This window comes from Neobacillus novalis NBRC 102450, assembly GCF_001591805.1.
Lineage (GTDB): Bacteria > Bacillota > Bacilli > Bacillales > Cytobacillaceae > Neobacillus > Neobacillus novalis.
In genome coordinates this window covers 31,035-56,768 of sequence record NZ_BCVP01000012.1, presented here as the reverse complement: position 1 = coordinate 56,768, position 25,734 = coordinate 31,035, and the positions used below count along the sequence as shown (strand labels likewise).

33 protein-coding genes are annotated in these 25,734 nt (G+C 39.5%); 24 read left to right on the top strand and 9 right to left on the bottom strand.

Translation table 11 applies throughout. The features are described 5' to 3' along the window. Window positions 1–49: 49 nt before the first annotated feature. The 4 genes from kamA to yodN all read left to right on the top strand — a co-directional run bounded on the left by kamA (window position 50) and on the right by yodN (window position 2,956). On the top strand, window positions 50–1,489 hold the full coding sequence (kamA, locus tag BANVL01_RS10535; RefSeq protein ID WP_066088912.1) for a lysine 2,3-aminomutase: 1,440 nt from the start codon (window positions 50–52) through the stop codon (window positions 1,487–1,489). Between the two features lie 11 nt (window positions 1,490–1,500). Then, window positions 1,501–1,785, top strand: coding sequence for a YokU family protein (locus BANVL01_RS10530; protein WP_066088909.1), 285 nt, complete (start codon window positions 1,501–1,503; stop codon window positions 1,783–1,785). Window positions 1,786–1,902: 117 nt separating this feature from the next. Continuing rightward, entirely contained in the window at window positions 1,903–2,130 is a 228-nt protein-coding gene (locus tag BANVL01_RS10525) for a YozE family protein (RefSeq protein ID WP_066088906.1), read from the top strand. Window positions 2,131–2,260: 130 nt separating this feature from the next. Next, a complete protein-coding gene (gene yodN, locus BANVL01_RS10520) occupies window positions 2,261–2,956 on the top strand; it encodes a germination protein YodN (RefSeq protein ID WP_066088903.1) in 696 nt (231 codons plus the stop codon). On the opposite strand, the gene BANVL01_RS27225 is transcribed toward yodN, so the two are convergent. Next, complete coding sequence (locus BANVL01_RS27225) at window positions 2,957–3,124, bottom strand: hypothetical protein (protein ID WP_156482258.1); 168 nt, start codon at window positions 3,122–3,124, stop codon at window positions 2,957–2,959. A 192-nt stretch (window positions 3,125–3,316) separates the two neighbouring features. On the opposite strand from BANVL01_RS27225, the gene BANVL01_RS26715 reads away from it, so the two are divergent. Further along, complete coding sequence (locus BANVL01_RS26715; protein WP_066088900.1) at window positions 3,317–3,490, top strand: YozD family protein; 174 nt, start codon at window positions 3,317–3,319, stop codon at window positions 3,488–3,490. Window positions 3,491–3,682: 192 nt separating this feature from the next. Beyond that, window positions 3,683–3,994: a YodL domain-containing protein gene (locus BANVL01_RS10515; protein WP_066088897.1), complete on the top strand. Its 312-nt coding sequence runs from the start codon at window positions 3,683–3,685 to the stop codon at window positions 3,992–3,994. A 127-nt stretch (window positions 3,995–4,121) separates the two neighbouring features. Here the strand turns inward: BANVL01_RS10515 and yoyE are convergent, their stop codons facing one another. Then, window positions 4,122–4,247, bottom strand: a complete 126-nt coding sequence (gene yoyE / locus BANVL01_RS28585; RefSeq protein ID WP_268874923.1) for a protein YoyE — start codon at window positions 4,245–4,247, stop codon at window positions 4,122–4,124. A 157-nt stretch (window positions 4,248–4,404) separates the two neighbouring features. Between yoyE and deoD the strand changes: the two genes are divergently transcribed. The 4 genes from deoD (at window position 4,405) to BANVL01_RS10495 (ending at window position 8,654) form a co-directional block, all read left to right on the top strand. Further along, window positions 4,405–5,109, top strand: a complete 705-nt coding sequence (gene deoD, locus BANVL01_RS10510; protein WP_066088894.1) for a purine-nucleoside phosphorylase — start codon at window positions 4,405–4,407, stop codon at window positions 5,107–5,109. A gap of 208 nt (window positions 5,110–5,317) precedes the next feature. Next, window positions 5,318–6,766: a lmo1851 family serine protease gene (locus BANVL01_RS10505; RefSeq protein WP_439951348.1), complete on the top strand. Its 1,449-nt coding sequence runs from the start codon at window positions 5,318–5,320 to the stop codon at window positions 6,764–6,766. 76 nt (window positions 6,767–6,842) lie between these two features. Beyond that, complete coding sequence (locus BANVL01_RS10500; protein ID WP_066096689.1) at window positions 6,843–7,745, top strand: CobW family GTP-binding protein; 903 nt, start codon at window positions 6,843–6,845, stop codon at window positions 7,743–7,745. Between the two features lie 87 nt (window positions 7,746–7,832). Continuing rightward, window positions 7,833–8,654, top strand: a complete 822-nt coding sequence (locus BANVL01_RS10495) for a hypothetical protein (protein WP_066088887.1) — start codon at window positions 7,833–7,835, stop codon at window positions 8,652–8,654. 34 nt (window positions 8,655–8,688) lie between these two features. Here the strand turns inward: BANVL01_RS10495 and BANVL01_RS10490 are convergent, their stop codons facing one another. Then, window positions 8,689–8,934, bottom strand: a complete 246-nt coding sequence (locus BANVL01_RS10490; protein WP_066088884.1) for a DNA alkylation repair protein — start codon at window positions 8,932–8,934, stop codon at window positions 8,689–8,691. A 97-nt stretch (window positions 8,935–9,031) separates the two neighbouring features. Here BANVL01_RS10490 and yoyC point away from each other — a divergent pair, with 97 nt between their 5' ends. Both yoyC and BANVL01_RS10480 read left to right on the top strand, forming a co-directional pair. Beyond that, on the top strand, window positions 9,032–9,310 hold the full coding sequence (gene yoyC / locus BANVL01_RS10485) for a protein YoyC (RefSeq protein WP_235845532.1): 279 nt from the start codon (window positions 9,032–9,034) through the stop codon (window positions 9,308–9,310). Between the two features lie 12 nt (window positions 9,311–9,322). Continuing rightward, window positions 9,323–9,802, top strand: a complete 480-nt coding sequence (locus BANVL01_RS10480; RefSeq protein WP_066088879.1) for a FixH family protein — start codon at window positions 9,323–9,325, stop codon at window positions 9,800–9,802. Between the two features lie 35 nt (window positions 9,803–9,837). On the opposite strand, the gene BANVL01_RS10475 is transcribed toward BANVL01_RS10480, so the two are convergent. Both BANVL01_RS10475 and BANVL01_RS10470 read right to left on the bottom strand, forming a co-directional pair. Continuing rightward, the gene (locus BANVL01_RS10475; RefSeq protein WP_066088876.1) at window positions 9,838–10,293 is read right to left on the bottom strand and encodes an Hsp20/alpha crystallin family protein; all 456 of its coding nucleotides are present in this window, start codon (window positions 10,291–10,293) and stop codon (window positions 9,838–9,840) included. Between the two features lie 74 nt (window positions 10,294–10,367). Then, the gene (locus tag BANVL01_RS10470; protein ID WP_066088873.1) at window positions 10,368–10,844 is read right to left on the bottom strand and encodes an Hsp20/alpha crystallin family protein; all 477 of its coding nucleotides are present in this window, start codon (window positions 10,842–10,844) and stop codon (window positions 10,368–10,370) included. Window positions 10,845–11,045: 201 nt separating this feature from the next. Between BANVL01_RS10470 and BANVL01_RS10465 the strand changes: the two genes are divergently transcribed. Next, on the top strand, window positions 11,046–11,834 hold the full coding sequence (locus BANVL01_RS10465; protein WP_066088870.1) for an SDR family oxidoreductase: 789 nt from the start codon (window positions 11,046–11,048) through the stop codon (window positions 11,832–11,834). A 77-nt stretch (window positions 11,835–11,911) separates the two neighbouring features. Then, window positions 11,912–12,070 (top strand): hypothetical protein, encoded by a 159-nt coding sequence (locus tag BANVL01_RS27755; RefSeq protein WP_169803166.1) that lies wholly within the window; start codon window positions 11,912–11,914, stop codon window positions 12,068–12,070. 34 nt (window positions 12,071–12,104) lie between these two features. Here BANVL01_RS27755 and BANVL01_RS10460 read toward each other — a convergent pair whose 3' ends face one another. After that, entirely contained in the window at window positions 12,105–12,665 is a 561-nt protein-coding gene (locus BANVL01_RS10460) for a GNAT family N-acetyltransferase (protein WP_066088867.1), read from the bottom strand. Window positions 12,666–12,966: 301 nt separating this feature from the next. Continuing rightward, window positions 12,967–14,094 carry an amidohydrolase gene (locus BANVL01_RS10455; protein ID WP_066088863.1) on the bottom strand — a complete coding sequence of 376 codons (1,128 nt, stop codon included), beginning with the start codon at window positions 14,092–14,094 and terminating at the stop codon, window positions 12,967–12,969. A gap of 188 nt (window positions 14,095–14,282) precedes the next feature. On the opposite strand from BANVL01_RS10455, the gene BANVL01_RS10450 reads away from it, so the two are divergent. From BANVL01_RS10450 to dapF, 6 genes are all read left to right on the top strand, one after another. Next, window positions 14,283–14,606, top strand: a complete 324-nt coding sequence (locus tag BANVL01_RS10450) for a DUF4870 domain-containing protein (protein ID WP_066088860.1) — start codon at window positions 14,283–14,285, stop codon at window positions 14,604–14,606. Window positions 14,607–14,966: 360 nt separating this feature from the next. Next, window positions 14,967–15,164 carry a PLD nuclease N-terminal domain-containing protein gene (locus BANVL01_RS10440; protein ID WP_066088855.1) on the top strand — a complete coding sequence of 66 codons (198 nt, stop codon included), beginning with the start codon at window positions 14,967–14,969 and terminating at the stop codon, window positions 15,162–15,164. After that, complete coding sequence (locus tag BANVL01_RS10435; protein WP_066088852.1) at window positions 15,164–16,072, top strand: ABC transporter ATP-binding protein; 909 nt, start codon at window positions 15,164–15,166, stop codon at window positions 16,070–16,072. Before BANVL01_RS10440 ends, BANVL01_RS10435 begins: the two co-directional genes overlap by 1 nt. Then, window positions 16,069–16,848 (top strand): ABC transporter permease, encoded by a 780-nt coding sequence (locus BANVL01_RS10430; RefSeq protein ID WP_066088849.1) that lies wholly within the window; start codon window positions 16,069–16,071, stop codon window positions 16,846–16,848. Before BANVL01_RS10435 ends, BANVL01_RS10430 begins: the two co-directional genes overlap by 4 nt. Before the next feature lie 107 nt (window positions 16,849–16,955). Next, window positions 16,956–17,747 carry a hypothetical protein gene (locus BANVL01_RS10425; RefSeq protein WP_066088846.1) on the top strand — a complete coding sequence of 264 codons (792 nt, stop codon included), beginning with the start codon at window positions 16,956–16,958 and terminating at the stop codon, window positions 17,745–17,747. A 77-nt stretch (window positions 17,748–17,824) separates the two neighbouring features. Next, entirely contained in the window at window positions 17,825–18,808 is a 984-nt protein-coding gene (gene dapF / locus BANVL01_RS10420) for a diaminopimelate epimerase (RefSeq protein WP_066088843.1), read from the top strand. Window positions 18,809–18,816: 8 nt separating this feature from the next. Here dapF and BANVL01_RS10415 read toward each other — a convergent pair whose 3' ends face one another. Next, window positions 18,817–20,655, bottom strand: coding sequence for a DNA ligase D (locus BANVL01_RS10415; protein WP_066096686.1), 1,839 nt, complete (start codon window positions 20,653–20,655; stop codon window positions 18,817–18,819). A 129-nt stretch (window positions 20,656–20,784) separates the two neighbouring features. On the opposite strand from BANVL01_RS10415, the gene ku reads away from it, so the two are divergent. Both ku and BANVL01_RS10405 read left to right on the top strand, forming a co-directional pair. Beyond that, on the top strand, window positions 20,785–21,615 hold the full coding sequence (gene ku, locus BANVL01_RS10410; RefSeq protein ID WP_066088840.1) for a non-homologous end joining protein Ku: 831 nt from the start codon (window positions 20,785–20,787) through the stop codon (window positions 21,613–21,615). Between the two features lie 275 nt (window positions 21,616–21,890). Continuing rightward, window positions 21,891–22,094: a cold-shock protein gene (locus tag BANVL01_RS10405; RefSeq protein WP_066088837.1), complete on the top strand. Its 204-nt coding sequence runs from the start codon at window positions 21,891–21,893 to the stop codon at window positions 22,092–22,094. A 40-nt stretch (window positions 22,095–22,134) separates the two neighbouring features. On the opposite strand, the gene BANVL01_RS10400 is transcribed toward BANVL01_RS10405, so the two are convergent. Then, window positions 22,135–22,428 (bottom strand): DUF6509 family protein, encoded by a 294-nt coding sequence (locus tag BANVL01_RS10400; protein WP_066088834.1) that lies wholly within the window; start codon window positions 22,426–22,428, stop codon window positions 22,135–22,137. A 246-nt stretch (window positions 22,429–22,674) separates the two neighbouring features. On the opposite strand from BANVL01_RS10400, the gene BANVL01_RS10395 reads away from it, so the two are divergent. Together BANVL01_RS10395 and BANVL01_RS10390 are read left to right on the top strand one after the other, a co-directional pair. Next, on the top strand, window positions 22,675–23,361 hold the full coding sequence (locus BANVL01_RS10395; protein WP_066088831.1) for a TorD/DmsD family molecular chaperone: 687 nt from the start codon (window positions 22,675–22,677) through the stop codon (window positions 23,359–23,361). Further along, on the top strand, window positions 23,340–25,733 hold the full coding sequence (locus BANVL01_RS10390; RefSeq protein WP_066088828.1) for a DMSO/selenate family reductase complex A subunit: 2,394 nt from the start codon (window positions 23,340–23,342) through the stop codon (window positions 25,731–25,733). Before BANVL01_RS10395 ends, BANVL01_RS10390 begins: the two co-directional genes overlap by 22 nt. Window position 25,734: the final 1 nt, after the last annotated feature.

Below are 25,734 nucleotides of genomic sequence, written 5' to 3'. Positions count from 1 at the left end.
CACGCTTCTTGCATAGTATTAAGTAAAGCAGGCTAAGGGGGAATTCATAATGAAGCAATTTTTATTTAAACCAAACAGGCATTGGCAAGATATCGAGCTTTGGAAAGATGTTACCGAAGAGCAGTGGAACGATTGGCTTTGGCAATTAACGAATACAATCCGGACATTAGATGATTTAAAAAAGGTGATTAACTTAACTCCCGATGAAGAAGAGGGTGTCAGGATTTCGACGAAAACAATTCCCTTAAATATCACACCCTATTATGCTTCGTTAATGAATCCTGACGATCCGCGCTGCCCAATCAGAATGCAATCCGTGCCGATTTCAAAGGAAATTTATAAAACAAAATATGACCTTGAAGACCCATTATATGAGGATGAGGATTCGCCGGTACCAGGCTTAACGCACCGTTATCCTGACCGTGTCCTTTTCCTAGTTACTAATCAATGTTCGATGTATTGCCGTTATTGTACAAGAAGACGCTTTTCCGGACAAATTGGAATGGGGGTGCCAAAGAAACAGCTTGATGCCGCCATCTCCTATATAAGGCAGACACCACAGGTCCGCGATGTATTAATTTCCGGGGGAGATGGCCTGTTAATCAACGATAATATTTTGGAATATATCCTAAAAAATTTACGTGAAATCGACCATGTTGAAATTATCCGGATTGGTACACGGGCACCAGTGGTGTTCCCGCAAAGAATTACAGAAAACCTCTGTAACATTTTGAAAAAATATCATCCGATTTGGCTAAATACCCATTTCAATACTTCAATCGAGATTACCGAGGATTCGAAAAGGGCATGTGAAATGCTCGCTAACGCCGGCGTTCCGGTTGGCAATCAGTCTGTTATCCTAGCAGGAATCAATGACAGTGTGCCAATTATGAAAAGACTGATGCACGATTTGGTGAAAATTCGTGTCCGCCCATACTATATTTATCAATGTGACCTGTCAGAAGGAATTGGCCATTTTCGGGCTCCAGTTTCAAAGGGACTCGAAATTATTGAGGGGCTTCGCGGCCATACGTCTGGATACGCCGTACCTACTTTTGTTGTTGATGCCCCTGGCGGCGGTGGAAAAATTGCCCTGCAGCCGAACTATTTAATTTCGCAAAGTCCTGAAAAGGTCGTCCTTCGTAATTTTGAAGGGGTGATTACCTCCTATCCGGAGCCTGAAAATTATCTGCCCGGCAGAGCAGAAGGCTATTTTCAAGAAATTTATCCTGATATGGAAGAGAAACGGTCGCTTGCCGGCATTGCCGGTATCATGAATGATCAACATTTTAATCTTGTACCTGAAGGGTTGACAAGGCTAAATCGCCGCAAGGACTACAATCAAAATCCTGACCATACGACTTTAAAGGATAAACGAGGTAAGCGCGATGAATTAAAGGATAAGAAATTTAGGGCATTGAAAGAGAAAGAAAAGGACAGCCAAGAAACGAAAAATGCAGTCAATTCGGCAGAGCCAATTAAGGAATAGGGGTGGACTTGGTGGAAATTGCATGTGAATGGTGCAGCGGGATAAATGTCAATCATACTACTGACTCCGTTTTCTGGGAATTACCTGATGGCTCGCGGGCAATTGAAATTAGCGCAACTCCCACTTATTGCTGCCGGGACTGTGAGATGATTTATCAGAGCAAACCAATAATAAAAGAAATAGAAAATCATTTGTATTTAATTGATTGTAAGCAAATTGGAAAGGTGATTTCCTTTGAAGAGCTAATGAAAATACCGAGATTACTGAAAAAGAATTATTTTGACTTCTCATCATAATGGAAGCAGCCTGAAATTTAAGGCTGCCTTTTGTATTTAAATTACTGGACGATAACTTGTTGATTCGTTATAGTAGTCCTAAGAAAAAACGAAATTGGCTGAGAAGGGCGATTTACGATGAGGAAATCTTTTTATCACTTTTTAATGAACTATAGACACCCGGCCCCAAAGGATACCATAAGTTTATTTGCAAATGCGGCTTTTTTGGATGTTGCCTTTCCGAAATCGGCAGATGATTACCATGAACTTAGTTCATACCTAGAACTAAATGGACATTATTTAGATTCGATGACTGTCTTTGACGAAGCTTGGCAGCTCTATCTGAGTTCAGAAAACAAAATATAAGTGAGTATGAATCGCCTCATTATCGGAGGCGATTTTTCCATTTTATAAATGCCATGCGCTTTTATTTCAGGCGGTGCATATACTATTGTAATCAAAATTCACGGCTTATTTTTTGAGGGGATGGGAGGACATGACAAAGAGGAAAAAACCGAATTATAAGATCGGTGATACGGTCGTGATTACTATATATGGTACTGTCGGCAGGATAACTGATGTCAAATGGCTCGACGGAAAGTACGTGTATGAAGTAAATAAAAGTGATGGTCTGTTCATTGAATCCGCCTTACAATTACTTTCGGAGTATGAAGGCACGGTATTGGAGCAAGAACAAATTGATATCGAATATAAGTTTTTCTTTGGAGATTTAGTTCAAGTCAGTGGGTATGGTGCAGATTTATTTAAAGTGGTTGGCTTTCGAACAGAGATTTGGCGTTACAAAGAAGACGCCTGGGAAGATGTCATTTATGAGTTATCTAGGGTAAGTGATGGGGAATGGCTCGAAGCAGGTGAAGAGGAACTGACACTTGTAGCAGATGCGGAGAATGCTGATACATTTATTCAAAAGCTGGGACTCCTATACTTAGTGAATAAGCAGGAAAAGGCAGCAAGTATACCTACAACACCAAACATGGTAAGAAAAGCGGAATTCGAAGAAATTGAACGAAAGAAAGAGAAAAAGGAATTAATTGACAACCTTTTGGACATATTTAATGATTACCGGATATTATATGAAATGTTTCAGGATCAGGAATACTATCAAGTAATGCGGGTGATTCTCCGGAAATTAGAAAGTCTAGGAAGCAATGATGGCAAAAGCCATGTATAGTTACCATCTGGATATTTCAATAAATAAATACAAAACAAAGGGAATTCCGGCCCATTTAATCAGAAAAAACATCGTGTCAGTAATCTTTTCAAACAGACGGAGGGTGAACCCATCCTCCCGATTTACATCTTCTATCCATGCCTCAAGCTTTAATTGAAAATATGACATCCTCATCACCTCATAATGTTCTTTTCAATCATCCTATGCTTGTCCATGCGAAAATAGACATGGTCTCTTGTTAAATAAAAGGTTCTAAAAAACTATCTATATAGCCTTAGAGGTATACCTGTTCATTACAAAACGTAAATGGCATGAAAAAGCTATATTCATCATACATTCTCTAAAAAGGGGGCGATGCTAATGAGAGAAATTGAAGTATTTATCGATACAGAAGAGATTGCCGAATTTTTCTTTCATGAGCTTGTGAAAAGGGGATACGTTCCTAGTGAAGAAGAATTAGAAGAGCTTGCAGATATAACGTTTGAATATTTAATTGAAAAGAGCATTATTGACGAAGAGGTAGAAGATGAATAAGAATCTATTAGCGTTAGATTCCTTTTACGATAGATGATGGGAGCAGCTCATTCGTTTTTTTTCTCCCTTGAAACATCTTTTTTAGATAAAAATAATGGTATTCGACAAAAATAGTGGAGTTTCTATGGAGGATTCGACAAGGTGAATGGCTAATTATTAGAATAGGTGATTAATTCTAATAATTGGAGGTAAATGATGATCAAGGTATTAACAAAAAGAGCCAGTATCAAGTATGATGTGACGATCTTTCAAACTCCAAAGTACCGTGAAAATAAAGGTTACAAAGAGGTTTACCGTACGATTATTTCGGCAAATAGCCGTGAACAGTGTTTGCGGGAAACCTTCAGCACCTTTAACGTAACCGACAGAATACCGGCAAATTATAAAGGAAGATTTCTCGCAACCGGCGATATCATCCTGATTGATGAAGCTCGAAGCGGCCAGTATTATTATCAATTAAAGCCCGGCGGCTGGTTCCCCATTAATCGAATCATCCTGCTCTAAAATGAACATTCAATAAACCTAAGGAAATACCCTTAGGTTTATTTCCAGCTGATAAGAAAGTATAACTTTCTTATCAGGCATAAGTGCAACTACGCCTCTGTCTTCGCCTAACGGCGAGTTTTCTTTATTATTCTTTCCTTCCTGCTGCGTTATGCTCTTTTGCGTGTGCTTCATGTTCCGCGACAATGGCCTCAGCAGGGATGTGATTGTTTTTCTTTGGTGAATTTATTCGGCTTCGGTGTTTTTTTCCCATCGTTAACTCCCTCCTTATACAAGTAGCTTCCCACAAAAACATAAAATCATGTCCTTTAGTTTATCGGAAAGGTTTTGCTTTAAAAGTGATTATGATATAGTGGCTATGGTACAGAATAACTACTATCCTGTCCTTATATTTGATTGGAGGTCTATTAATGAGTGTACATATTGGTGCAAAGGAAAATGAAATTGCCGAAACGGTCCTGCTTCCGGGAGATCCGCTTCGAGCGAAATATATCGCTGAAACGTTTTTAGAGGATGCAAAATGTTATAACGAAGTCCGGAATATGTTTGGATTTACTGGAACATATAAAGGAAAACGGATTTCTGTTCAAGGAACTGGAATGGGTGTTCCTTCCATTTCTATTTATGTAAATGAATTAATCCAAAGCTACCAAGTGCAAAATTTAATTAGGGTTGGTACGTGTGGCGCGATTCAAAAAGATGTTAAAGTTCGCGATGTAATTTTGGCGATGACAAGTTCAACAGATTCGAATATGAATCGTCTTACGTTCGGGCATGTTGACTTTGCTCCTGCTGCTAATTTTGATTTACTTAGAAAAGCATATGATGCAGGTGTTGCCAAAGGGCTTAATTTGAAAGTAGGAAATATTTTTACAGCAGATTCATTCTATAATGATAATGCTGAACTTGAAAAATGGGCCAGATATCAAATCCTTGCGATCGAAATGGAAACAACGGCGCTTTATACATTAGCAGCTAAATTTGACCGCAGAGCACTTTCCGTTCTAACTGTCAGTGACCACATCTTAACAGGTGAGGAAACTACTGCTGAAGAAAGACAATTGACCTTTAATGATATGATAGAAGTGGCCTTAGAAGCAGCCATCAAGGAATAATACTTCCTACCTCTTCCCAAAAGGAAGGGGTTTTTTCTATCTTTTTGAAGGGCATTGTCTTTTATTATTAATTTCAGTAACTTTTCTTGTGTATTTTAATAAAAAAGATGTTATTCTAATCACTAAGGGTTTACTTTTATGGTTAATGAAAGTGGTGAAGGCTTTGGAAGAAGAGAATGTTGAACAAGAGAAGACTGCAGAAGGAAACATGGAACAAGAGCAAGCAACAGAGAGCAAATCCAGTTTTATTCGATTGAAGAAGTTTCACTTTATCATGCTGTTATTTTTCATTGTATTTCTATCTGCGGGGATTACGACATTTGCCCTGGCGTTTGGAAAAGAAAAGGTCGTAACAGTTGCTCCTCAAAGGACAGAATTTAATAAACTCTATGAAGCCTTTGATACATTAAAAAATGGTTATTACAAGGACTTGGATCAAAAAAAACTCATAAATGGTGCGATAAACGGGATGGTGGATTCGCTTGATGATCCATACTCCGATTATATGAGTAATGAGGAAGCTAAAAGCTTTCATAGCAGTATTTCTTCTTCGTTTGAAGGAATTGGTGCCGAAATTCAAGAAAAGGACGGGCATATTGTCATCGTGTCCCCGATAAAAGGCTCTCCTGCTGAAAAAGCCGGATTAAAGCCTCATGATATGATTACGTCAGTCGATGGAAAAAGCCTGCAGGGAATGAATTCAACCCAAGCAGTTACCCTAATCAGAGGGAAAAAGGGAACGAAGGTCGAATTAACGATTCAACGCCCGGGCATAGATGCTCCGATGACCGTGCCAATTATTCGCGATGAAATCCCAATTGAAACTGTTTATGGTGAAATGGTCGATGAGTCTATCGCAAAGGTTCAAATTACAAGCTTTTCAACCAATACTTCAAAAGAATTAGTTGATACCTTAAATGATTTACAGAAAAAGGGAATGAAAGGTCTAGTCTTAGACTTGCGGCAAAATCCTGGGGGCTTATTAAACCAAGCGATTGACATATCAAGTATGTTTGTCCCTAAAGGAAAGATCATTGTCAAAGAAGAAGATCGGAATGGCAAGATTACCGAAATTCCTTCTAAGAATACGGGCAATCCAGACCTGCCATTAGTGGTGTTGATTGATAAAGGCAGTGCAAGTGCTTCCGAAATTCTTGCCGCCGCCGTAAAAGAATCCGCCGGTATCCCGCTTGTTGGTGAGAAATCGTTTGGAAAAGGTACTGTGCAGACGACATCTGATTTCAAAGACGGCTCCAACATTAAATATACCATTGCCAAATGGCTGACGCCGGATGGAACGTGGATTCATAAAAAAGGAATTACCCCGGATGCAGAGGTTGCTCTCCCTGACTATGCATCATTGCCGATTATTAATCCGGATAAGGAGCTTGCCTTGTCGACATCATCTGCGGAAGTGGAGACAGCGCAAAAGATGTTGAAGGCGATTGGCTATGACCCAGGCAGAGAAGATGGCTTCTTCGACGAGAAAACGAAAGAAGCTGTTACTCAATTTCAAACCGCGCAAAAGCTTCCGGTTAATGGAGTATTAAAAGGCGAATCAACCTTGAAACTGATGGATCTTTTAAGAGAAAAAATAAAAACAAATGATACGCAAATGCTAAAAGCGGTTGAGGTTTTAAAAGGACGAATGAAATAACAAAATCGAACCCGATTCAAATGAATCGGGTTCGTTTCTTATGTCTTATCGGAAAGAGGAGTGGAGGGAAATGACGTTGAAAAAAACGGAAGTTTATATTTTATCAGGGTTTTTAGGCAGTGGAAAAACAACTCTTTTAAAACGTTTACTAGAGGATGAACGTAAATCAGCGAGAAAAGTCACAGTCTTGATGAATGAATTAGGAAAAGTATCGATTGACTCTAATGCTGTTGAAGAAGATGTATCGTTAAAAGAATTATTAGGCGGCTGCATTTGCTGCTCGATCCAGGATAAGCTTGAAGCCCAGCTTCAAGGGCTATTAATGGAAGAAAAGCCGGATGTCATATATATTGAAACGACTGGTGCTGCCCATCCTGTTGAAGTGTTGGACGCTATTCTTTCTCCGTTGTTTGCGGATCAATTGAATATTAAAGGTATTATTACAACGGTTGATGGCACGAGATGGAAGGACAGGAAATCATTAAGTCCCCAGCTTCAGCAGCTTGTCCTTGAGCAAGTTAGACATGCTGACTTTATCATTATTAACAAAATGAATGACTTGAAGGATTCAGAACAAGCGGCTATATCCTATGAAATTCAAGCCGTTAATCAAACTGCAAAATGCTTGCTAACGAATTATTCTCAGGTTTCGATTGAACAGCTTAGAAGTCTATCTGTTTCCTTTGAAAAGGCATCACAACGAATTGATATAAATTTATCCACCTTTGTCTACCAATTTAAAACCGCAATTAATCATACTAGGTTTGAGGAATTCTTAAAAGAACTGCCAGATACCATCTATCGAATAAAAGGATATGTGAAATTTGATTACGCGGTACAGCCGTTTTTATTTCAATTTTCATATGGAATGCCGCTTTACATCAAGGAAGAGATGAATTTGCCGTTAAATCTCGTATTTATCGGTGAAAATATCGATTGGAATCGGATTCGGAAACAGTTGGAAAATATTGGTAAATGAGAAAATAATCAGTTTGGAATGAATGATAAGCAGATATTCAGGTAACTCTTTTAATGTGGCTTAAAAACCATTAAGAGGGGGTCTGTAATGAAGAAGTTAGCTTGTTTTTTGGTGTTAATCCATTTCCTCCTAAATGGACAAGGGGTTCAAGCTGCATCTGATATAAGCTATAAAATTGAAATGCCGGATTGGAAAGAAGTTAATCACATAGTACCGAAATACACAAAATTCACCGTCCTCGATGTTGAAACAGGCAAACGCTTCAAAGTCCAAAGAAGAGCAGGAAGTAACCATGCCGATGTACAGCCGTTAACAAAAAAAGATACGAAAATAATGAAAAAAATATATGGCGGTGAATGGAGCTGGAAACGGCGGGCGATCATCGTTATTCATAAAGATCAATGGATTGCTGCATCGATGCACGGAATGCCGCATGGTGCAGGGGCATTAGAAAATAATTTTCCCGGCCATTTTTGTATTCATTTCTATGGGAGTACCACTCATCGGACAAACACAATGGACTTATCTCATATGCTGATGATTTTGAAAGCAGCTGGAAAATTGGAGGAATATCTGGGGAAAGCGAATCCATACGAGGTGATTAATGCCTATGTAACAGGCTTTAAACAGCAGGATAAACGGATTACTTCACAGGTTTCCTTACAAAAAATAAACTGGAAACCCATTTTAGCAAGTGTAGAAAATATTAGCATTTCCCGGATGGAAATGCTCCCCCCTGAGGACTTAACCGAGGAAATCAGCTTAGATGTTCCTGTTGAAGTAGATTGGTACATAGAAAACAGAGGCGGGCAACAATTTAAAGGAAACATACATCTGGTGCGGTTTTCACCTATCGATGCTTGGAAAGTGGATTCACAGAATTTTTTAAAAGAAAATAATCTCCATTAAAAAACACCTCTTTGAAAAGGTGTTTTTTAATGGATTATCGGGGCTGCTCACCAAATTTGATAAAGGTTCGTTCATCCTCTATTAAGCCGCAAGCACCGCATTGAACACGATAGTCTGGTCCGTTATATGGAAGGTGAAAGGGTTCTAATTCATTTTCTTGATATTCCCTGACGATGTCACCAGAGTGGGGGTCGAGCTTGACAGCTTGGGAAACTTGCTGGACGATATTAAAGCGACTTCGATTCGTTTTGCAGTTTGGGCATTTGTATGGAGTAGACATAGGATCCTCCTTCCTTAGTATTGTTAACGTCTATTTTTTGCAAAAACGCTAGCAAATATGTAACAATTCAGATGGAGGAAAAAAGGGGGGGATGGATTTGGCTAATGATCAAGTGAATTTTGATGTTTTATTAGCGGAATACCGCTCGATTTGGAACAATCGGATTTTGCTTACAGAGGAAAAGGGCAGCAAAGAAAAGTTAATTGAGGCAATAAAGAGAGAGCTGTTAGATGAAAACTCACATCCAAGAGTCAGAAAAAGCCCATTTGAAAAATATTTTTCTGCTAGTAAAAGAGTGATGAATGCTTCGGTTTCGTCAGAAACAAAATTACTATTAATAAAAATTCATGTCGAAATACTGGATGAACTAAGTTAGGAGAGAATAATTGTGAGGAAGCTTTTAGTTGTTTTTATTTCGGTCCTGCTACTAATTGTAGCTGTGTCTTGCAGTAAACAAAATGATGCTTTACCAGAAATGATAAAAGTGGATTTATCGGTTAAACCTGGGACAGGGAAAGTAGATCAACCGATTTCATTTGAGGCAAAGGTAAGTCAAGGGAAAGAAATGGTGAACGATGCCGAATCGGTGATATTTGAAATTTGGCGGGCAAAGGATGAAAAACACGAAAAAATTGAAATTAAACAGGCTAAGAACGGAATCTATCACCTTGAAAAGTCATTCTCACAAGAGGGAACCTATTACATCATTTCTCACGTAACCGCTAGGGATATGCATAATATGCCAAAGAAAGAATTCGTTGTCGGCACTCCAAGTGAACCGGAAGACCCTAAAGCAAAAGATTCGATGGAAAATATGGACATGGGTGATCATCAAAAAGATAACAACCATGAAGGTGATGGTCATTAATCATTAAGTGAAAAAGACAGCCCAGCGGCTGTCTTTCATTCCCTATTGAAGGTGATGGGGATATCCTCAATTTTTTCGCGGTTAATCGGCATGACAATCGATAAAACCCCATAGCGCATTTCAGATTTCACTTTTTGAATGTTAACAGGATAAGGCAGTGTTATTTCCTTGGTGAACTTACGATTTGGCCGCTCTTTTATAAAATACTTTCGATTTTGCACCAAAGTTTTATATTCACCAGTGACCGTAAGCAGATGATGATGAATGGAAATATGCAGATTTTCCTTCAATACCCCCGGAATTTCAGCCTCGACAACAAGCTCATTTTCTGTTTCATATAAATCGCATTTCGGAAATAGTTCTGAAACAGTCTTTATTGGGTTTAGGGATGGTGAACTTTTATTTTGGCTATCGAATACATTATTCCAAAACTTTTCCGATTGGTATTGCTGCGCAGTTTCCATCCATTTTTTTAATCGATCGATTTCCATCAATTCACTCCTTCCTTAAGAGCAGTTAATTCATCATATTTTTTAACAGGAAAAACATGCAAAAAAAAACACAATTACAAAATTTCCGTCACATCGATCTGCGAGTACTGCATATCAATATTCTTGGGGATTTTCACTTCAAGGATGCCATCTTTATAATTTGCGATTGCCCCTTTCCTTTTGACAATAGCCGGCAGGGTGATGGTATTTGTATCTTCATGTTCAGGGATGTGCTCGATTATAAGTTGATTAGAAGTATGATAAAGACGAAGCTTTTTAATCCATTCTTCGTTTTTTAGCGGAATTCTCACGAAAACATAATCGTGTGTCTCAAAAGCAGTCGAATCTAACACCCCTGAGGCAGGCCGCTGCTGGGAGGCAGTATTTTGAAACCCGTTGAACATTTCCTGCGGGTTCATCATTCCCTGCATATTTCCAGGCATGATTTTTCCAATGATATCCTGGACATAATTGTTGATTTCCTCCGGCTTCATATTTTTCATTGAGTCCTTCATATCTTTACCAAAGGGTAGCATATTCCAAGGGAACATTCCTTTTCATCCTTTCAGGCGTCCGTAAATCCGAATTTGGTCTAAGAAGGATTGATTCGAACTAATATCAGTGATATCCCATAGTATGCAATTCACATCCTTTCCGTTAATTAAGGCTGGAAGTTAATTATTTGCATATATATTTGATTCTTTTTAACATATAGTATAGAGAGGAATTCTAACTATAGAGAGGTAATGTTTGTGAGAAAAAAGATGGCTTTGATTACAGGGGGAGCTACTGGTATTGGTAAACAAACAGCAATCCAGCTTGCAGAAAAAGGGTATCAGCTTGCGATTAATTATCGCAATAGTGAATCAGAAGCAGTTTCTTTGGCAAAACAATTAACGGATTGTTTTGGTACGAAAATCATCACTGTTCAGGGGGATGTTGCAAATTACGATGATTGCAATCGAATTGTAAAGGAAACTCTTTCAGCCTATACAGCCGTGGATATTTTAGTACATAATGCTGGTCCATACATACATGAAAGAAAAAAAATGACAGATTACAGCTTTGAAGAATGGAATTACCTAATCCAAGGAAATTTAAGTGCTGTATTTTATTTGACGAAGTTGATTATTCCTTTAATGCGACAACAACAGTGGGGAAGAATTATTACCCTGGGGTATGATCGGGTGGAAACGGCACCTGGCTGGGTTTATCGTTCCGCCTTTGCAGCAGCGAAAACGGGATTGGCCTCACTAACCAGGACACTGGCAATTGAAGAAGCGGAACATGGGATAACTGCAAATATGGTTTGTCCCGGTGATATTATCAACGAGTGGAAGGAAAAAAACATCGAAGAATCGTTTGCTGCGCTAGAGGGAATTGTTCCGGTAGGAAGACAGGGCACTGGGGAAGATATTGCCAGGGTTATTGCCTTCCTAATAGATGATAGATCCGACTTTATTACCGGAAGCATTATTCCCGTAACAGGGGGGATAGATGTATTAGGGAAAGCCTTTAAAAACGTAGATGGTGCCGAGTAAGGCCTAATTAGTGTTGTATGAAAATTGTTTCTTTTGTGGATAATAGCTAGTAATCATCTATGAAGGGAGCAAAGAAAATGAGTTTTAACATCAACAGAATTAACCCTAATCAAACCCAAGTTTTTTTTCATGATGGCCGCTTTGAAACATTAACCGACGAGGAACTAGAAGAATTTTTGCTCCAAATGGGTCTAAGTGAAGTAAATGAAAGCATGGAACAAAATGTGACGGATTAAATAAAAAAGCAATCGGTCGTTGACCGATTGCTTTTTATGCTTCCAGCAAGTGGGACGTATCTGTTTGCATTGAGCCCTTCCGGAGAAAATGGAAGGTGTAAAGGTCTTTCGGAATTTCATACAAATCATATATTTCGCCATTTGCGTTTAATTGCTGATAGATTGATGGTTTGGTCTCGTTTGCTTTAATAACATACGGCAATTTTTCCGCTGCCCTTATGGAGCGGATATTAACCTTGCGAATCCGCATAAAAACAGTTTCAATCCCCATTTCGTAAAAGAGCTCCTGAAAAAAGGCTTCTTTAGCTGGGCTGTTATAGCCCTTGCCGTGATATTCTTTTCCGAGCCAAGTCCCTAAAAATCCTGCATTATCTTCAATATCAAACAAATTAATCGTGCCGATTGGTGCGCCCCATTCATCTAGAATAGTCCGGGATATTAATTCACCGTGCTCCTCAGCTTCAATTGTTTGTTTTGTAATAAATAAGAATTCTTCATATGAGTCAGCTTTATGTCGTACAAAAGGGAAGACATCAGGGTGCGTCATTAGTTCGTACAATGTGTGGCTGTCATGAAGATCGCGTTTCTTCAGCATGATTATCCCTCCATTAGGGCATTCCGATCCCGTGTCAAAAGAAGCGGACCACCCTCGAAATTTTTTATATAGGTACTAAAAAATTTCGGGGTGGGAATCGAACCCACTAGAACCAGTAAACTGGTGGCGCACCATTTGCCTTCCCTATATCATTTTTTGCTAATAGGTTATGTTCGTAAACCCCCATGTATTTAGGTCTAAAACAGTTTCACTTAGAGTATAATACAAGAAAAAAAGAGAAAAATAAATAGTTTTTTTGTTGATTTTTTGTAAAAATTTTTTATCATTTTTCTACAAAATTCTACACCTCTAAATAAATCAATTCCCCGCCAATCATCGTCCATTTCGGTTTCGCTAAATAATGGAAAGGATGATGACTCCAAAGGACTAGATCAGCTTCTTTCCCTTCTTCAATGCTTCCAACCAATTGGTCGATTTTTAGATTTCTAGCAGGGAGAATCGTAATCCCTTCAAGAGCCTTTTGCTCTGAAAGCCCTTCTCTTACGGCAATGCCTGCACAAATGTTTAAATATTGAATAGGCGTATACGGATGATCAGTTGTTATCGACACTTCGACGCCGTGGTTTGTCAGCTCCTGATAGGTTTTCCACGTCTTATTTTTTAATTCGACCTTTGATCTTCTCGTCAGCGTCGGGCCTACTGAAACTTTTAGATTCATCCCAGCCAGTTCACTGGCAATAAGATGTCCTTCTGTACAATGCTCAATCCGTAAATCAAGATTAAATTCCTCGGCTAATCGAATGGCCGTAATGATATCGTCTGCACGGTGGGCATGAATTCTTACGGGAATTTCTCTTTTTAGCGCCATCACAAGCGGAGTAATTCGTAGGTCTTCAGGGTTATCAGCATGGATTGCTTGATAGAAGGCTTCCCTTAGCATCCCCATGATTCCCATCCGAGTAAGCGAGTCGCTGTTGCCATTGCTATGAATTCTTTTTGGATTTTCCCCTAACGCTATTTTTAATCCGGCTATGTCTTGGACAATCATCTTCTTGATATTTTTACCTGTGGTTTTGATGACAGAGGTGGTACCGCCGATTACGTTTGCGCTCCCTGGCATGATATGAACGGTGGTGATTCCGCTTTTAACGGCATCGGTGAAGGCTGGATCGAGCGGATAAGCGCCATCAATTGCCCGAATATGGGGCGTAAGTGCTTCAGAGGTTTCGTTTGCATCATTTCCGGCCCAGCCGGTGCCTTCATCATACAGACCTAAATGGGTATGAACATCGATAAAGCCGGGAAAAAGATATAAATCCCCGCAATCAATGATTTTTACATGTAAATCGGTCGTAATGTTCCTTCCTACTTTTTTAATTTTCCCTCCTTCAATGAGAACATCACCGTATTTAAACGGTTTGGAAGTAATCGGATAAACAAAAGCGTTTTTTAACAGTATTTTTGTCATAATAAAACCTTTCTGTACGTTGATAATAGTATTTTATCTATTTTATCAACTTCCGTGCCAAAGGAAAAGGAGCTAATCTTAGCCTGGTGAATAAATTGGCGGAATTTTCATAAAAACCGAAACCTTTAAATGCGTAAAGCGTAAATAGTAGGTAGGGTTAAGAAATTTTTTCTAAGGAGGAAATAGAAATGATAAATAATGACGAAAGATTATTAGCTGCTGGGATTTATGTATTAAGCTTATTTTTTCCAGTTTTAGGCCCATTAATCATTTGGTTAATAAAAAAGGATGAGTCAGCCTTTATAGATTATCACGGCCGGGAATATTTTAACTTTTTAATTTCTTATACGGTTTACTTCTTTATTAGCGGGTTATTAACGATTATCATAATCGGCTTTGTGGCAATAGCGGTTTTAGCAGTTATGCTGTTTGTGTTTACTATTATTGCCGCCATCAAGGCCTACGAAGGGAACGAATATCGCATTCCATTGATTTTCAGATTGATAAAGTAATGACCAAAAAAAACCTTCAAAGTTTTTTGAGGTTACATTAATAATGAGGAATTATACCTTTTTAATTTTTATTCTAAGTAAAAGAACTCTGTTGATTGGAGCGGAAGGCGGCGAAGACTCCTGCGGGAGTACGGGGCAGGGGAGACCCCGCAGGCGCCAAAGCGCCGAGGAGGCTCCCCGGCACGCCCTATGGTGCGCGAAGCCGCCTGGAGCGGAAATCAACAGCCAATTTAGACACACAATCCAAAATTTAAGGGACTTTTTCAGTGCCCTCAAGTTTTTTGCCTAAGTTTTTGAACGTTTTTATCGTTCAAACGTCATATGATTGAAGTCAGATTAACAAACCAAGGGGGAAAGAACATGGATCAACTAGCAAATTATATGCCTATTTTAGCACCAATCCTGATTATTCAGCTTATTTTACTGATAGTAGCCATCATTGATCTCGTTAGAATTGAAAGAACCAATGGGCCGAAGTGGTTATGGGCCCTTATTATTTTGTTTATTAATATTATCGGACCAATCCTTTATTTTGTGATTGGAAGGAGAAGTAACTGATGTCCCTTATTCAAATAAGCGGTTTAAAGAAGCAGTTTCAAGGGACTGAAGTGATAAAAGGGCTTGATTTCAGCTTAGACAAAGGGAAGTGTATTGCCCTATTGGGGCCAAATGGAGCAGGGAAAACGACAACACTGAGGATGCTTTCGGGCTTGATGAATCCGACTGAAGGAAAGATTACCTTTACTGAGGCGAAAAAAGGGGAGGATATTCGCGACTTAATCGGATACCTCCCGCAGTTTCCTGTGTTTTACGATTGGATGACAGGGCTTGAATTTTTATCCTATGTAGGCAGATTAGCTGGATTACCAGCTAAGGAAGCAAAGGATCGATCATTAGAGCTCCTGAAGCTAGTTGGAATCTTAGATGCAAAAAACCGAAAAACAGCTAAGTATTCAGGCGGGATGAAGCAAAGATTAGGCATTGCCCAAGCACTGATCCATCGGCCAAAGCTGATTATGCTCGATGAGCCGGTGTCTGCTCTTGACCCAATTGGCAGGAGGGAAGTATTAGATCTTCTTGAAGGTTTAAAGAAAGAAACAACGATTCTATTCTCGACACATATTTTAAGTGATGCTGAAGAGGTTTGTGACGAAATTTTGTTCTTACATAATGGGGGAATTGTCGAATCAGGAACGATGACAGAGCTTCGTGAACGGCACCAGCAGGCTAAAATCGACTTATTTTTTAGGGGAAAAGCAGTTCAATATGCTAGTTTTCTTGAAAACCATGAATTAACACAATCGGTGATGCTAGAAGGAAGTCGGGTTAGTATTTTTGTGAAGGATATAGCGCTTGCTAGACGGGCCTTCCTGCAAGTGATAGCAGAACAAAACTGGCCGCTTGAAAAATTTGAAGTAAGCAGCATGACCCTTGAAGACGTGTTTATGAAGGTGGTGGGGAAATGAACCAATGGCTGACGTTGTTACAAAAAGAGACATTAGAGATGTGGAGAAATTTCAAGTGGATTTGGGTGCCGATTACCTTTATTTTATTAGGGGTAAAGGAACCGTTAACCGCCTATTATATGCCGCAAATCCTCGATGCAGTTGGCGGGCTCCCAGAGGGTGCAGTCATACAAATTCCTACCCCATCTGCTGCTGAGGTGTTAATAAGTGGTTTAGGTCAATATACAACCCTTGGTGTGCTAATCATCGTCCTAACAACGATGGGGATTATTGCCGCTGAAAGAAAAAGCGGTGTGGCTGCGATGATTTTAGTAAAGCCTGTGTCCTTTCAATCGTTTATTACCGCTAAATGGGCTGGAAGTGCTTTATTAATGTGGGTTTCCTTTTTTATCGGTTATCTGGCAACCTGGTATTATACGGGTCTATTATTTGAATGGGTTCCATTTGATCAATTTCTCCAAACCTTTTTCTTTTATGGCCTATGGCTGACGGTTATTTTAACGATTACGGTCTTTTGTAGTGCATCGCTTGCGAGTCCAGGAATGGCTGGGTTTATTTCGCTTGCAGCTGCGATTGTTATAAGTCTAGTGAGCAGCACCCTTTCTAACTGGCTTGAATGGAGCCCGGCACAGTTAACTACCTATGGCAACGAGGTTCTTATTAATCAAGGAATTTCGGACCAAACCTTACCAGCCGGCATATTGGCCGTAATCTGTATAATAATCCTATTATCGTTAAGTGTATTTATTTTTAGGAAAAAAGAACTTGCGGCGTAATTTAATCTTTTCGTTTTGTGAAATTATTTCTGTTAGAAAATCTTCTATCATTTTTTTCTTTATAGTAAATAAACTAGTATAAGAGGAATGGAGAAGGAGTTTTCTAGATGAAAATCAACGAATATTACGATGACTCAGCCAATATTAGCTTAAATGGCAGTATTGCTGCGTTAGTTCCAGCAGTCATTATTGTCTTTGGAAATCTTTCTTTCTATAAAAGTCAAGAAATAATGTTATTAACAATCCCATTTCTAGCTTATAGTTTTATCTGCTTTCATTTCTATCTTTTTAGGATGAAGCAGTCGATATTAATTGCTAGAAACATGGTTCATGCTAGACATAAAAGCGGTAATGATTCTTTATTTGCAGCCCGGCATCTTCTACTATGTTCCCTAAATACCCACACGCCAAGTTTACAGTTTTACTTTACAAATGGTGATTTGGCAGGAAGGATAAAGAGGTACCGTCGAAAGGGTTTAAGTCGAATACGGCCTTCGAAAATGTATGCCCTTTACAATCCACAGGAAGAAGCCATTGGTTTTTTTGAGGTGAAAGGGAAAGGTAATATCAAGATTGGAGCCTTCGACCAAGAAAGGCGCTATTTAGGCTGCTTTGAAAAAAAGAAGCTTACGTGGCGAAAAAATAAAAAACAATTGCTCGACGCGGCTGGAAAATCTATCGGCGCAGTAGAAGGGTCGTCTGTATTTATGGATGAGAAGGTAATTCATTCGGAGAATCAGCCCGTTTTGCGGCTTCGCAGAGGATGGATGCCGGTGGAGTGGAGCAGTTATTTCCCAGAACCAAATACACCTGTACTCTCGTTTTCGGGAACTTTATCGGACAAAGAGAAGCTTTTGCGAATGTCATTTTTAATAAATGAATACTTTATCGAAAGGTAGAGGTTTGTACAGTTCCCCTCATGATGAATGTTTGATATGATAATAACAAAATGAACATCACATCTGGGGGTCAAATCATGCAAATCAAGGTAATAAAAGGTCATGGGTCTGGGAATGATTTTCTGTTAATCGATGAAATTTCGAATGCGTATACTTTCACGGAAAAGAATCGGGCAGAGCTTGCCCGTTTGTTATGCCATCGTGAATCGGAATTAGGGGCTGACGGGATTCTTTTTGTCATGAATAGCGTTCATGCAGATGCAAGGATGCGCGTATTTAACGCGGATGGTTCTGAGGCTTCGATGTGTGGAAATGGACTTCGGCTGGTTGCAAGATATATTTGTGAATTGTATGGGCGCAGTGAAGCTGTCATTGAAACCATGAAGGCAGACTTAAAGGTTAGTAAACAGAATGACCTGTTTCCGGATGTCCACACTTATCAAGTGGAAATTTCTCCGGTACTGTTTGAATTAAAGGCATTGCCTTTAAAGTTAAACCAGCCGACACTTTACAACGAGAGAATTAAAGAGCTGTCAGCGGAGTTAAGATTTACAGCGGTGGCAGTGCCTAACCCGCATTTAATTGCGTTAGTAACGACGGAGCAGCTTCAAAGTGATATCCAAAAGCAGCTTAGTGAAAAAGTAAATGGCCCCAATGAATTATTTCCAGACGGTGTAAATGTCAGTTTTGTTAAGCAATTAGACCATGGGGCGATATACGTACGAACGTTTGAACGGGGTGTTGGTTTTACAAATGCCTGCGGTACAGCAATGTCAGCTTCCTCCCTTGTTACCTGCTTACAAGAAATAAACCCATTTGAACAACCGATAACGGTTTATAATAATGGCGGGAAAGTCCTATGTGTGGTTCATAAAATCGCCGCGGATTACAAGATTGACCTAATCGGAAATGCTACCTATCTATACGAAGCAGCGGTTGAGGTAAATCTTGAGCGCGAATTAGTTGAAATTTCCGATAAAGAAGAATTAACAGAGCAGGACGTTTATGAAAAACTGCAATCCGAGGCACAGCAAATAATAACTGAGATGTTAAAAGGATAAGGAGGACCTTATCCTTTTTTTCCCTTCTTCAGGACCTCTAGGACTGGTGCAAAGGGCTGAATTTGTTTTGTTTGGAAATAGTCCCGAAACGGATCTCCATGTTTTTGCAGCCGCTTTAATGCGTTTTCCATATTAAAGGTGATAGGACTAAGTTTTTCATCTACTTCCTCCCAATAGAGTGGTGTAGCAACTCCCGCAGCTTCATTCCCGCGCATTGAATAGGGGGCAACAATCGTTTTCCCTTCCCCATGCTGGACATAATCAACATAAAGTCTGTTCCCGCGATTTTTTTTCATTCTCTCGATCGTAAAGGAATCAGGGTCTTGTGCAATTAAATATTCAGCCATAAAGCTTGTAAACAGTCTTGTATCGTCGTAAGAGAATTTTCCTTCCGGTAATGGCAGATAAACTTGCAGGCCCTTATTGCCCGAGGTCTTAATAAAGCCAATCAAATTAAGGTGGTCAAGCACTTCTTTTATCAATAATGCCGCCTTAACAGCCAAATGGAAGGCATCCTTTGAAGGCGGGTCTAAATCAAAGACAATTTCACTTGGCCCCTTGCTGTGGATGGTTTGAAAGGGAACGTGGAATTCAATCGCTAATTGATTTCCCAGCCAAACGAGGGTTTTCAAATCATTGCATAAAATATAATCAATTCCGTCAGCAGATTGAGTTCGAATAAATTCCGGTGCATAATCCGGACAGTTTTTTTGATAAAAAGCCTCCCCGAACATCCCGTGCGGATAACGAATCACAGTCAGCAGGCGATTTTCTAAAAACGGCAGCATAAAGGGAGAAACTTCCCGTAAATAATAAATATAATCAATCTTTTGGATATGATGATTCTCCCAAAGCGGTTTATTAGGATGGGTGATAGCTAAATCAGCCGGTAAATTTTTTTGTTGAATCATAAATTGTTCATATGTACATTCGGCTGGTTCCAAATCGAAGCGGAAATGGTCGAAATGCGGCTCTCGAAGTTGATTATCGTAGAGCTCTAAATATTTCACTTCAAGGCAGATGGCCGGATTTACATAAATTAATGGCCCCTCTTCACGAATGATATTTTGTTTTATCGTTTGCTGTAATGCTTGTTTTTCTTCCGGTTTAAATCCGAATAGAACCTGACCAACCACATGAATGTTTTTTTCCTTATACACGCTAACATAAAAATAGCCGTTTGTTTTATCAAATGAAGTGACAAAACAGCTTACATATTTCCAATTTTTATATTTCAACCATTGTAAAGTGCGTTTCCCTTCCTCCCAAAGGCTATTTCTAGATTTAGCAATAATTCCTTCGCCATCGTATAACACCACTTTTTCCCATAGGTCATTAAAATCCTCGCAGGGATAAACAAGTTGAAGTAGTTGGCGATTATAGGGATTAGAATTTAAATCTAGGTCAAGTTGTTGAAATAAGTTAATTAACTGATCTTTTCGTTTAAGGAAGGGCTGATTTAGCAGTGGTTTACCTTTGAACATCAACAAATCAAAGGCCATGATCCGGCAAGGAGACTTCTCTGCCTGCTCGGAAATTTTTTTTACTGCCTTTAAACGACCCCGGATCTGGATGGCGGAGAAATTGGCTTTATAAGGGTTTTCCAAGGCAACAAGTTCACCGTCAAGCTGAAGTGGTAAAAAAGCGTTAAATTGCTCCTCATAATTACGCAAAAATTTTTCGATTTCAGGAAATTGAGGGAGCAGCGGCTTTCCGTTCCTGCTTGTTAACGTTATTCCGTCAACGGTCCACTCTAATAGTGCTCGAAATCCATCGTATTTAACCTCGTACAGCCAACCAGGCCGAACGGGAAGATCAAAGGTAAGACTTGGGAGCATCGGTTTCATCATAGTATATCCCCACCTTTTCTATATTTTGTTTATTTTTGCGCTTTTTCATTCTTTTCCAAAAGTTTTAAGGAATGTCCCTGATAAGGTGACGCAAAATATAAATAAAAAAGAATGGAGAATAACTTTATGCATACGATGTGGAAGGGCAGTATCAGCTTTGGGCTTGTAAACATTCCCATTAAGCTCCATACAGCAACAGAAGATAAAGATATCAAGCTCCGTACGCTCCATAATAAGTGCAATGCCCCGATTAAATATGAAAAAATCTGTTCAGTTTGTGAAGAAGAAGTAAAACCGGATGACATTGTCAAAGCGTATGAGTACACGAAAGGAAAATTTGTTGTCCTTGATCAAGAGGACCTTGAAAAGCTGAAAAAGGAAAACGAAGAGAAAGCAGTGGAAATTATTGATTTCGTCAAAATCGAACAAATTGATCCAATCTATTTTGACCGAAGCTATTATATGTCCCCGAATGAAGGAGGCAGTAAGGCATATTCTTTGTTACGAAAAGCATTACAGGAATCACAAAAAGTGGGTCTTGCGAAAATAATCATCCGTTCAAAAGAGCAGCTGGCGGTCATCCGTGTTTATGAAAATACGTTGGTCATGGAAACGATTCATTATCCAGATGAAGTGCGTAAGTCAGGAGACGTACCCAATGTTCCGGCAGAAAATAAAGTGATCAAGAAAGAGCTGGACACGGCTATCTTACTTATTGACCAATTGACATCGGAATTCGAGCCGGAAAAGTATACGGATGAGTACCGTACAGCACTGCTTGAACTGATTGAATCAAAACGCAATGGAAAAGAAACAGTAACTGCTGCAACAAAAGAAACACCTTCAAATGTTACCGATTTAATGGCTGCCTTACAGGCATCAATCGACCGCACAAAACCAAAAAAAGCCGCAGCACCAAAGAAGAAAGCTGCAGCAAAAATGAAGAAAGAAGCATAAAAAAAATATAAAACCGATTCGAAACTGCCGAATCGGTTTTATACTTTGGCCCACATATTTTCAGAATTTCCTAGTTTTAGAAATGGGTTTGACTAAATGCTGGAATTGCGATAAAATAGAACTATATTAAATATTTATTGGATATGGAGGGGGATGCACGTGGTTTGGCATCACCTTTTTATCTATTTATAGTTATAAGTTTGCTAGAAATAGCATGGAAGCAAACAAACTAGTGTTCAAAAACAGTCCTAACTAAGTACAAGGGGTGATGAGTTTTGGCGTTTGGCAGAAAAAATGATGAAGAAATCAAACTAGAAGAAACCAAAATTTGGGTATGTAATTCAGAGAATTGTAAATCCTGGATTCGTGACAATTTTAAAAGCAGTGATGTGCCCCTATGTCCAATTTGCAAAAGTGAAATGAGTGAATCAACAAAAGAACTTCAAGTGATTCATAATCATAGTAAAAATTTTATGTAGGTATATGAAAAAGCAGGAGGATATTTGTCCCCTGCTTTTTTTATTCTTCCAAATGGTCCTTGCAAAACTGCAGGACTAACTCTTCTTCATCCTCTTCGAGTGCAAAGTCTAACACTTTTTCAGTTTCTTTTTCAAAAAAATGGTACTGGGAAAGTCTTTGTCCCTTCTCATCGCTTACAAAAATTATTTTTAATCCAACACCTTTATCAGAATAAAGTTCATCTTCCACATCGACATCAAGATCTAGAAAAAACTCATAGCGGTCACCTGATAATAAACCAAATGGATCTTCTAGTTTATCAACTAAATAGCTAGTAATATTCAAGCGGATCATCCTTTACATATTATTTCATCGTCTTATTATACACTCTTTTTGTGCTTTAAGAAAAATTAGCATCAGATTAATCAATTTATGGCTAAATTAGCGATCCTTATTTGAATTTAATGTGAATAAATGCACAAAAGAGATAACAAATATGGGAGAATGCGGTAATATAAATATGTAATAAATTATGAAATAAGCGCAGGTGAAAAAAGGCGACTAATAATGTGAAGTATTTCACAAGGAGGAGAAATTGAATTGACTGTAACGATAGAACCATTACATATTCAATTACAGCCGTATTTGTTAGCTAGAAAAAAGTTTTATCAGCTATTACACTTGTTATTTTCTATGCCAGCAAATGTAGATGCATTATTTGAAATCAAAAAAGAAGTAACCTTTAAAGAATTATTAGGGCAACTCCATGAAGGAGGAAAAATCCTTGATGACTTTTTTCAACACCTGAATTTGGAGCAAATCAAAAGGGAGCAGCAAGAGTTCCAAAGGCTCTTCATTGGCCCGGGTCCATTAGGTGCACCTCCATGGGAATCGTACTACAGGAGCAGAGAACAACTCTTGTTTGAAGAATGGACCTATCAAATTAGGGAGCGATACCACCGATTTGGTCTCCAATATTGCAAAGAGAATAATGAACCAGACGACCATCTTCTACTTGAACTGGAATTTATGGTCTATCTTTCTGATTTATGTTTGTTCGCAACGAAGGATCACAGGTTAGACAAATTGCTAGCCACCCAGATTAGCTTCCTTGAAGAACATTTACTGATCTGGATTCCATATTTTTGCGAAAAAGTTATTGAAAATACAAGTAGTCAATTATATTTGGGAGCAGCGATGCTGCTTGAAGATTTTTTGAGCTTTGATTTGGAATCATTAGTGGAAGTAAGGGAGGGTTTACTATTATGTCTGAAAAACATCCATTAACGAATATGTTAGCCAATAAAATGCAGCGGCGTACGTTTTTGAAATGGTCTGGGGCAATCGGTTTACCTGTGATTGCTGGTGGAATCGGCACAAAGATGCTCGTTGAACGGAATAAAGAGGCAAAGGCAGTAAGTACGAAAGACAATGAGAAAATTATTTCTACCTGCAGCGTGAATAACTGCGGCGGGCGCTGTGTAATTAAGGCGCATGTTAAGGATGGGGTGGTTGTGCGGGTCAGTACCGACTCACAAGAAAGCGGAGACTTGTCTACTCCGCCATTGAGGGCATGTGTCAGAGGAAGAAACTACCGACGGATGCTTTATCATCCGGATCGTTTAAAATACCCAATGAAACGGGTTGGCAAGCGGGGCGAAGGAAAATTTAAACGGATTTCATGGGATGAGGCTACCCGGACCATTGCATCAGAAGTGAAGCGAATCGGTGATAAATACGGCCCAGAATCCAGGTATGATAACTATGCCTCGGGACAATGCTGGGGACTTCATGGCGGCAGTGCTTCAGTAAGGAAATTATTATCGCTTACCGGCGGCTTTCTAAATTATCGTAATGATTATAGTTCCGGTGCGGGTAATGTAGCAACGCCCTTTACGTACGGAACAAACAATTCAGGGAGCAGCTTTGATTCGCTTTTACACTCCAAGTACATTATTTTATGGGGGCAAAACCCTTCTGAAATGATTTTCTCGACACCATACCGTGAATATTTAATGCAGGCAAAGAAAAATGGCGCAAGAATAATTGTCATTGATCCGCGTTATACGGATACAGCCATCGTATTCGCAGATGAGTGGATTCCGATTCTGCCAACAACGGATAATGCGATGATGGATGCGATGGGATATGTCATTATTACCGAAAACCTGCAAGATCAAGCATTTCTTGATAAATACTGTCTTGGCTTTGATGGTGAGCACATGCCTGATGGAGTAGCGAAGGTAGAGTCGTTGAAAAGCTATTTACTGGGGGAAAACGATGGTACCCCAAAAACTCCGGAATGGGCCGAAAAAATTTGCCAGATACCAGCTAATAAAATTCGTGAAATTGCCCGGGAGTACGCAAAGACAAAACCGGCAGCTCTTATTCAAGGCTGGGGACCGCAGCGTCATGCGTATGGAGAACAAATTATGCGCGGTGGTGCACAGTTAGCCTGCCTTACAGGAAATGTTGGCAAGCTTGGCGGCTGGGCTGCCGGTACTGGCTATTGGAATCGCTCGAATATCGTTTTTCCATTTTCCTATGATAATCCAGTAAAAGCGTCTATTCCCTGTTTCCTTTGGACAAAAGCAGTCGAAATGGGAACAGAAATGACTGCAGCTGATGGGCTAGAAGGAACAGAACGATTAAATACGAATATTAAATTAATTTTTAACATGGCCGGAAATATGCTTATCAACCAGCATGCGGATATTAATAAGACACGCAAACTTCTGGAGGATGAAAGTAAAGTAGAATTTATTGTTGTCAGTGATATTTTTATGACTCCAAGTGCTAAGTTTGCTGACATTCTATTACCGGGAACGACGTTCTTTGAACGCTATGATATTGGGATTCCATGGTGTTTTGGGGATTACGTTGTGTTTGGCGAAAAAACAATTGAGCCGCTTTATGAATGCCGTGATGAATATGATGTCTTTGCAGAAGTAGCAGATAAATTAGGTGTGAAAGAAAAGTATACAGAGGGCAGAACCATCCTCGACTTGGTGAAGGAGAGTGTGGAGAGGACAAGAAAAGAACTGGATGCAACCTTTCCAACCTTTGAGGATTTCCGTCAAAAGGGGGTCCATCATTTTAAATACGATGGCCCACTTGTAGGATTTAAAGAGCAAATTGACGACTTTGAGAACAACCGATTTGAAACACCTTCCGGAAAAATTGAATTATTCTCAAAGACCTTGTGGGATATGAATCAGCATGACGAAATTCCAGCAATCGCCAAATATATACCATCTTGGGAAGGCCCAGAGGACCCATTAAAGGCGCAATATCCATTGCAGCTTATCAGCTGGCATTATAAGCGGAGATGTCATTCCACCTATGACAATCAAGAATGGCTGGAGGAAGCTGCAAAGCAAGAAATGTGGTTGAATCCTAAAGATGCAGACAAGCGCGGAATAAAAAATGGTGACCGTGTGCAGGTGTTTAATGAGCGAGGCAGTTTATTGATTGATGTAAAGGTGACACCAAGAATCACTCCAGGTGTAGCAGGGATCCCTCAAGGTGCCTGGTATACCCCTGACACGAATGGACAAGATCAACGGGGTTCGGTTAATGTGCTGACATCACAGCGGCCAACACCTCTTGCAAAAGCGACTCCGCAACTAACAAACCTTGTTGAAGTGAAAAAAGCGTAAG

What these genes read in the sequence shown, in the direction of transcription:
- kamA (WP_066088912.1), top strand. Translation starts at nt 50, where the DNA reads ATGAAGCAATTTTTATTTAAACCAAACAGGCATTGGCAAGATATCGAG.
- BANVL01_RS10525 (WP_066088906.1), top strand. Translation starts at nt 1,903, where the DNA reads ATGAGGAAATCTTTTTATCACTTTTTAATGAACTATAGACACCCGGCC.
- yodN (WP_066088903.1), top strand. Translation starts at nt 2,261, where the DNA reads ATGACAAAGAGGAAAAAACCGAATTATAAGATCGGTGATACGGTCGTG.
- BANVL01_RS27225 (WP_156482258.1), bottom strand. Translation starts at nt 3,124, where the DNA reads ATGTCATATTTTCAATTAAAGCTTGAGGCATGGATAGAAGATGTAAAT.
- BANVL01_RS26715 (WP_066088900.1), top strand. Translation starts at nt 3,317, where the DNA reads ATGAGAGAAATTGAAGTATTTATCGATACAGAAGAGATTGCCGAATTT.
- BANVL01_RS10515 (WP_066088897.1), top strand. Translation starts at nt 3,683, where the DNA reads ATGATGATCAAGGTATTAACAAAAAGAGCCAGTATCAAGTATGATGTG.
- yoyE (WP_268874923.1), bottom strand. Translation starts at nt 4,247, where the DNA reads ATGGGAAAAAAACACCGAAGCCGAATAAATTCACCAAAGAAAAACAAT.
- deoD (WP_066088894.1), top strand. Translation starts at nt 4,405, where the DNA reads ATGAGTGTACATATTGGTGCAAAGGAAAATGAAATTGCCGAAACGGTC.
- BANVL01_RS10505 (WP_439951348.1), top strand. Translation starts at nt 5,318, where the DNA reads ATGGAACAAGAGCAAGCAACAGAGAGCAAATCCAGTTTTATTCGATTG.
- BANVL01_RS10495 (WP_066088887.1), top strand. Translation starts at nt 7,833, where the DNA reads ATGAAGAAGTTAGCTTGTTTTTTGGTGTTAATCCATTTCCTCCTAAAT.
- BANVL01_RS10490 (WP_066088884.1), bottom strand. Translation starts at nt 8,934, where the DNA reads ATGTCTACTCCATACAAATGCCCAAACTGCAAAACGAATCGAAGTCGC.
- BANVL01_RS10475 (WP_066088876.1), bottom strand. Translation starts at nt 10,293, where the DNA reads ATGGAAATCGATCGATTAAAAAAATGGATGGAAACTGCGCAGCAATAC.
- BANVL01_RS10470 (WP_066088873.1), bottom strand. Translation starts at nt 10,844, where the DNA reads ATGTTCCCTTGGAATATGCTACCCTTTGGTAAAGATATGAAGGACTCA.
- BANVL01_RS27755 (WP_169803166.1), top strand. Translation starts at nt 11,912, where the DNA reads ATGAGTTTTAACATCAACAGAATTAACCCTAATCAAACCCAAGTTTTT.
- BANVL01_RS10460 (WP_066088867.1), bottom strand. Translation starts at nt 12,665, where the DNA reads ATGCTGAAGAAACGCGATCTTCATGACAGCCACACATTGTACGAACTA.
- BANVL01_RS10455 (WP_066088863.1), bottom strand. Translation starts at nt 14,094, where the DNA reads ATGACAAAAATACTGTTAAAAAACGCTTTTGTTTATCCGATTACTTCC.
- BANVL01_RS10450 (WP_066088860.1), top strand. Translation starts at nt 14,283, where the DNA reads ATGATAAATAATGACGAAAGATTATTAGCTGCTGGGATTTATGTATTA.
- BANVL01_RS10440 (WP_066088855.1), top strand. Translation starts at nt 14,967, where the DNA reads ATGGATCAACTAGCAAATTATATGCCTATTTTAGCACCAATCCTGATT.
- BANVL01_RS10435 (WP_066088852.1), top strand. Translation starts at nt 15,164, where the DNA reads ATGTCCCTTATTCAAATAAGCGGTTTAAAGAAGCAGTTTCAAGGGACT.
- BANVL01_RS10430 (WP_066088849.1), top strand. Translation starts at nt 16,069, where the DNA reads ATGAACCAATGGCTGACGTTGTTACAAAAAGAGACATTAGAGATGTGG.
- BANVL01_RS10425 (WP_066088846.1), top strand. Translation starts at nt 16,956, where the DNA reads ATGAAAATCAACGAATATTACGATGACTCAGCCAATATTAGCTTAAAT.
- dapF (WP_066088843.1), top strand. Translation starts at nt 17,825, where the DNA reads ATGCAAATCAAGGTAATAAAAGGTCATGGGTCTGGGAATGATTTTCTG.
- BANVL01_RS10415 (WP_066096686.1), bottom strand. Translation starts at nt 20,655, where the DNA reads ATGAAACCGATGCTCCCAAGTCTTACCTTTGATCTTCCCGTTCGGCCT.
- ku (WP_066088840.1), top strand. Translation starts at nt 20,785, where the DNA reads ATGCATACGATGTGGAAGGGCAGTATCAGCTTTGGGCTTGTAAACATT.
- BANVL01_RS10400 (WP_066088834.1), bottom strand. Translation starts at nt 22,428, where the DNA reads ATGATCCGCTTGAATATTACTAGCTATTTAGTTGATAAACTAGAAGAT.
- BANVL01_RS10390 (WP_066088828.1), top strand. Translation starts at nt 23,340, where the DNA reads ATGTCTGAAAAACATCCATTAACGAATATGTTAGCCAATAAAATGCAG.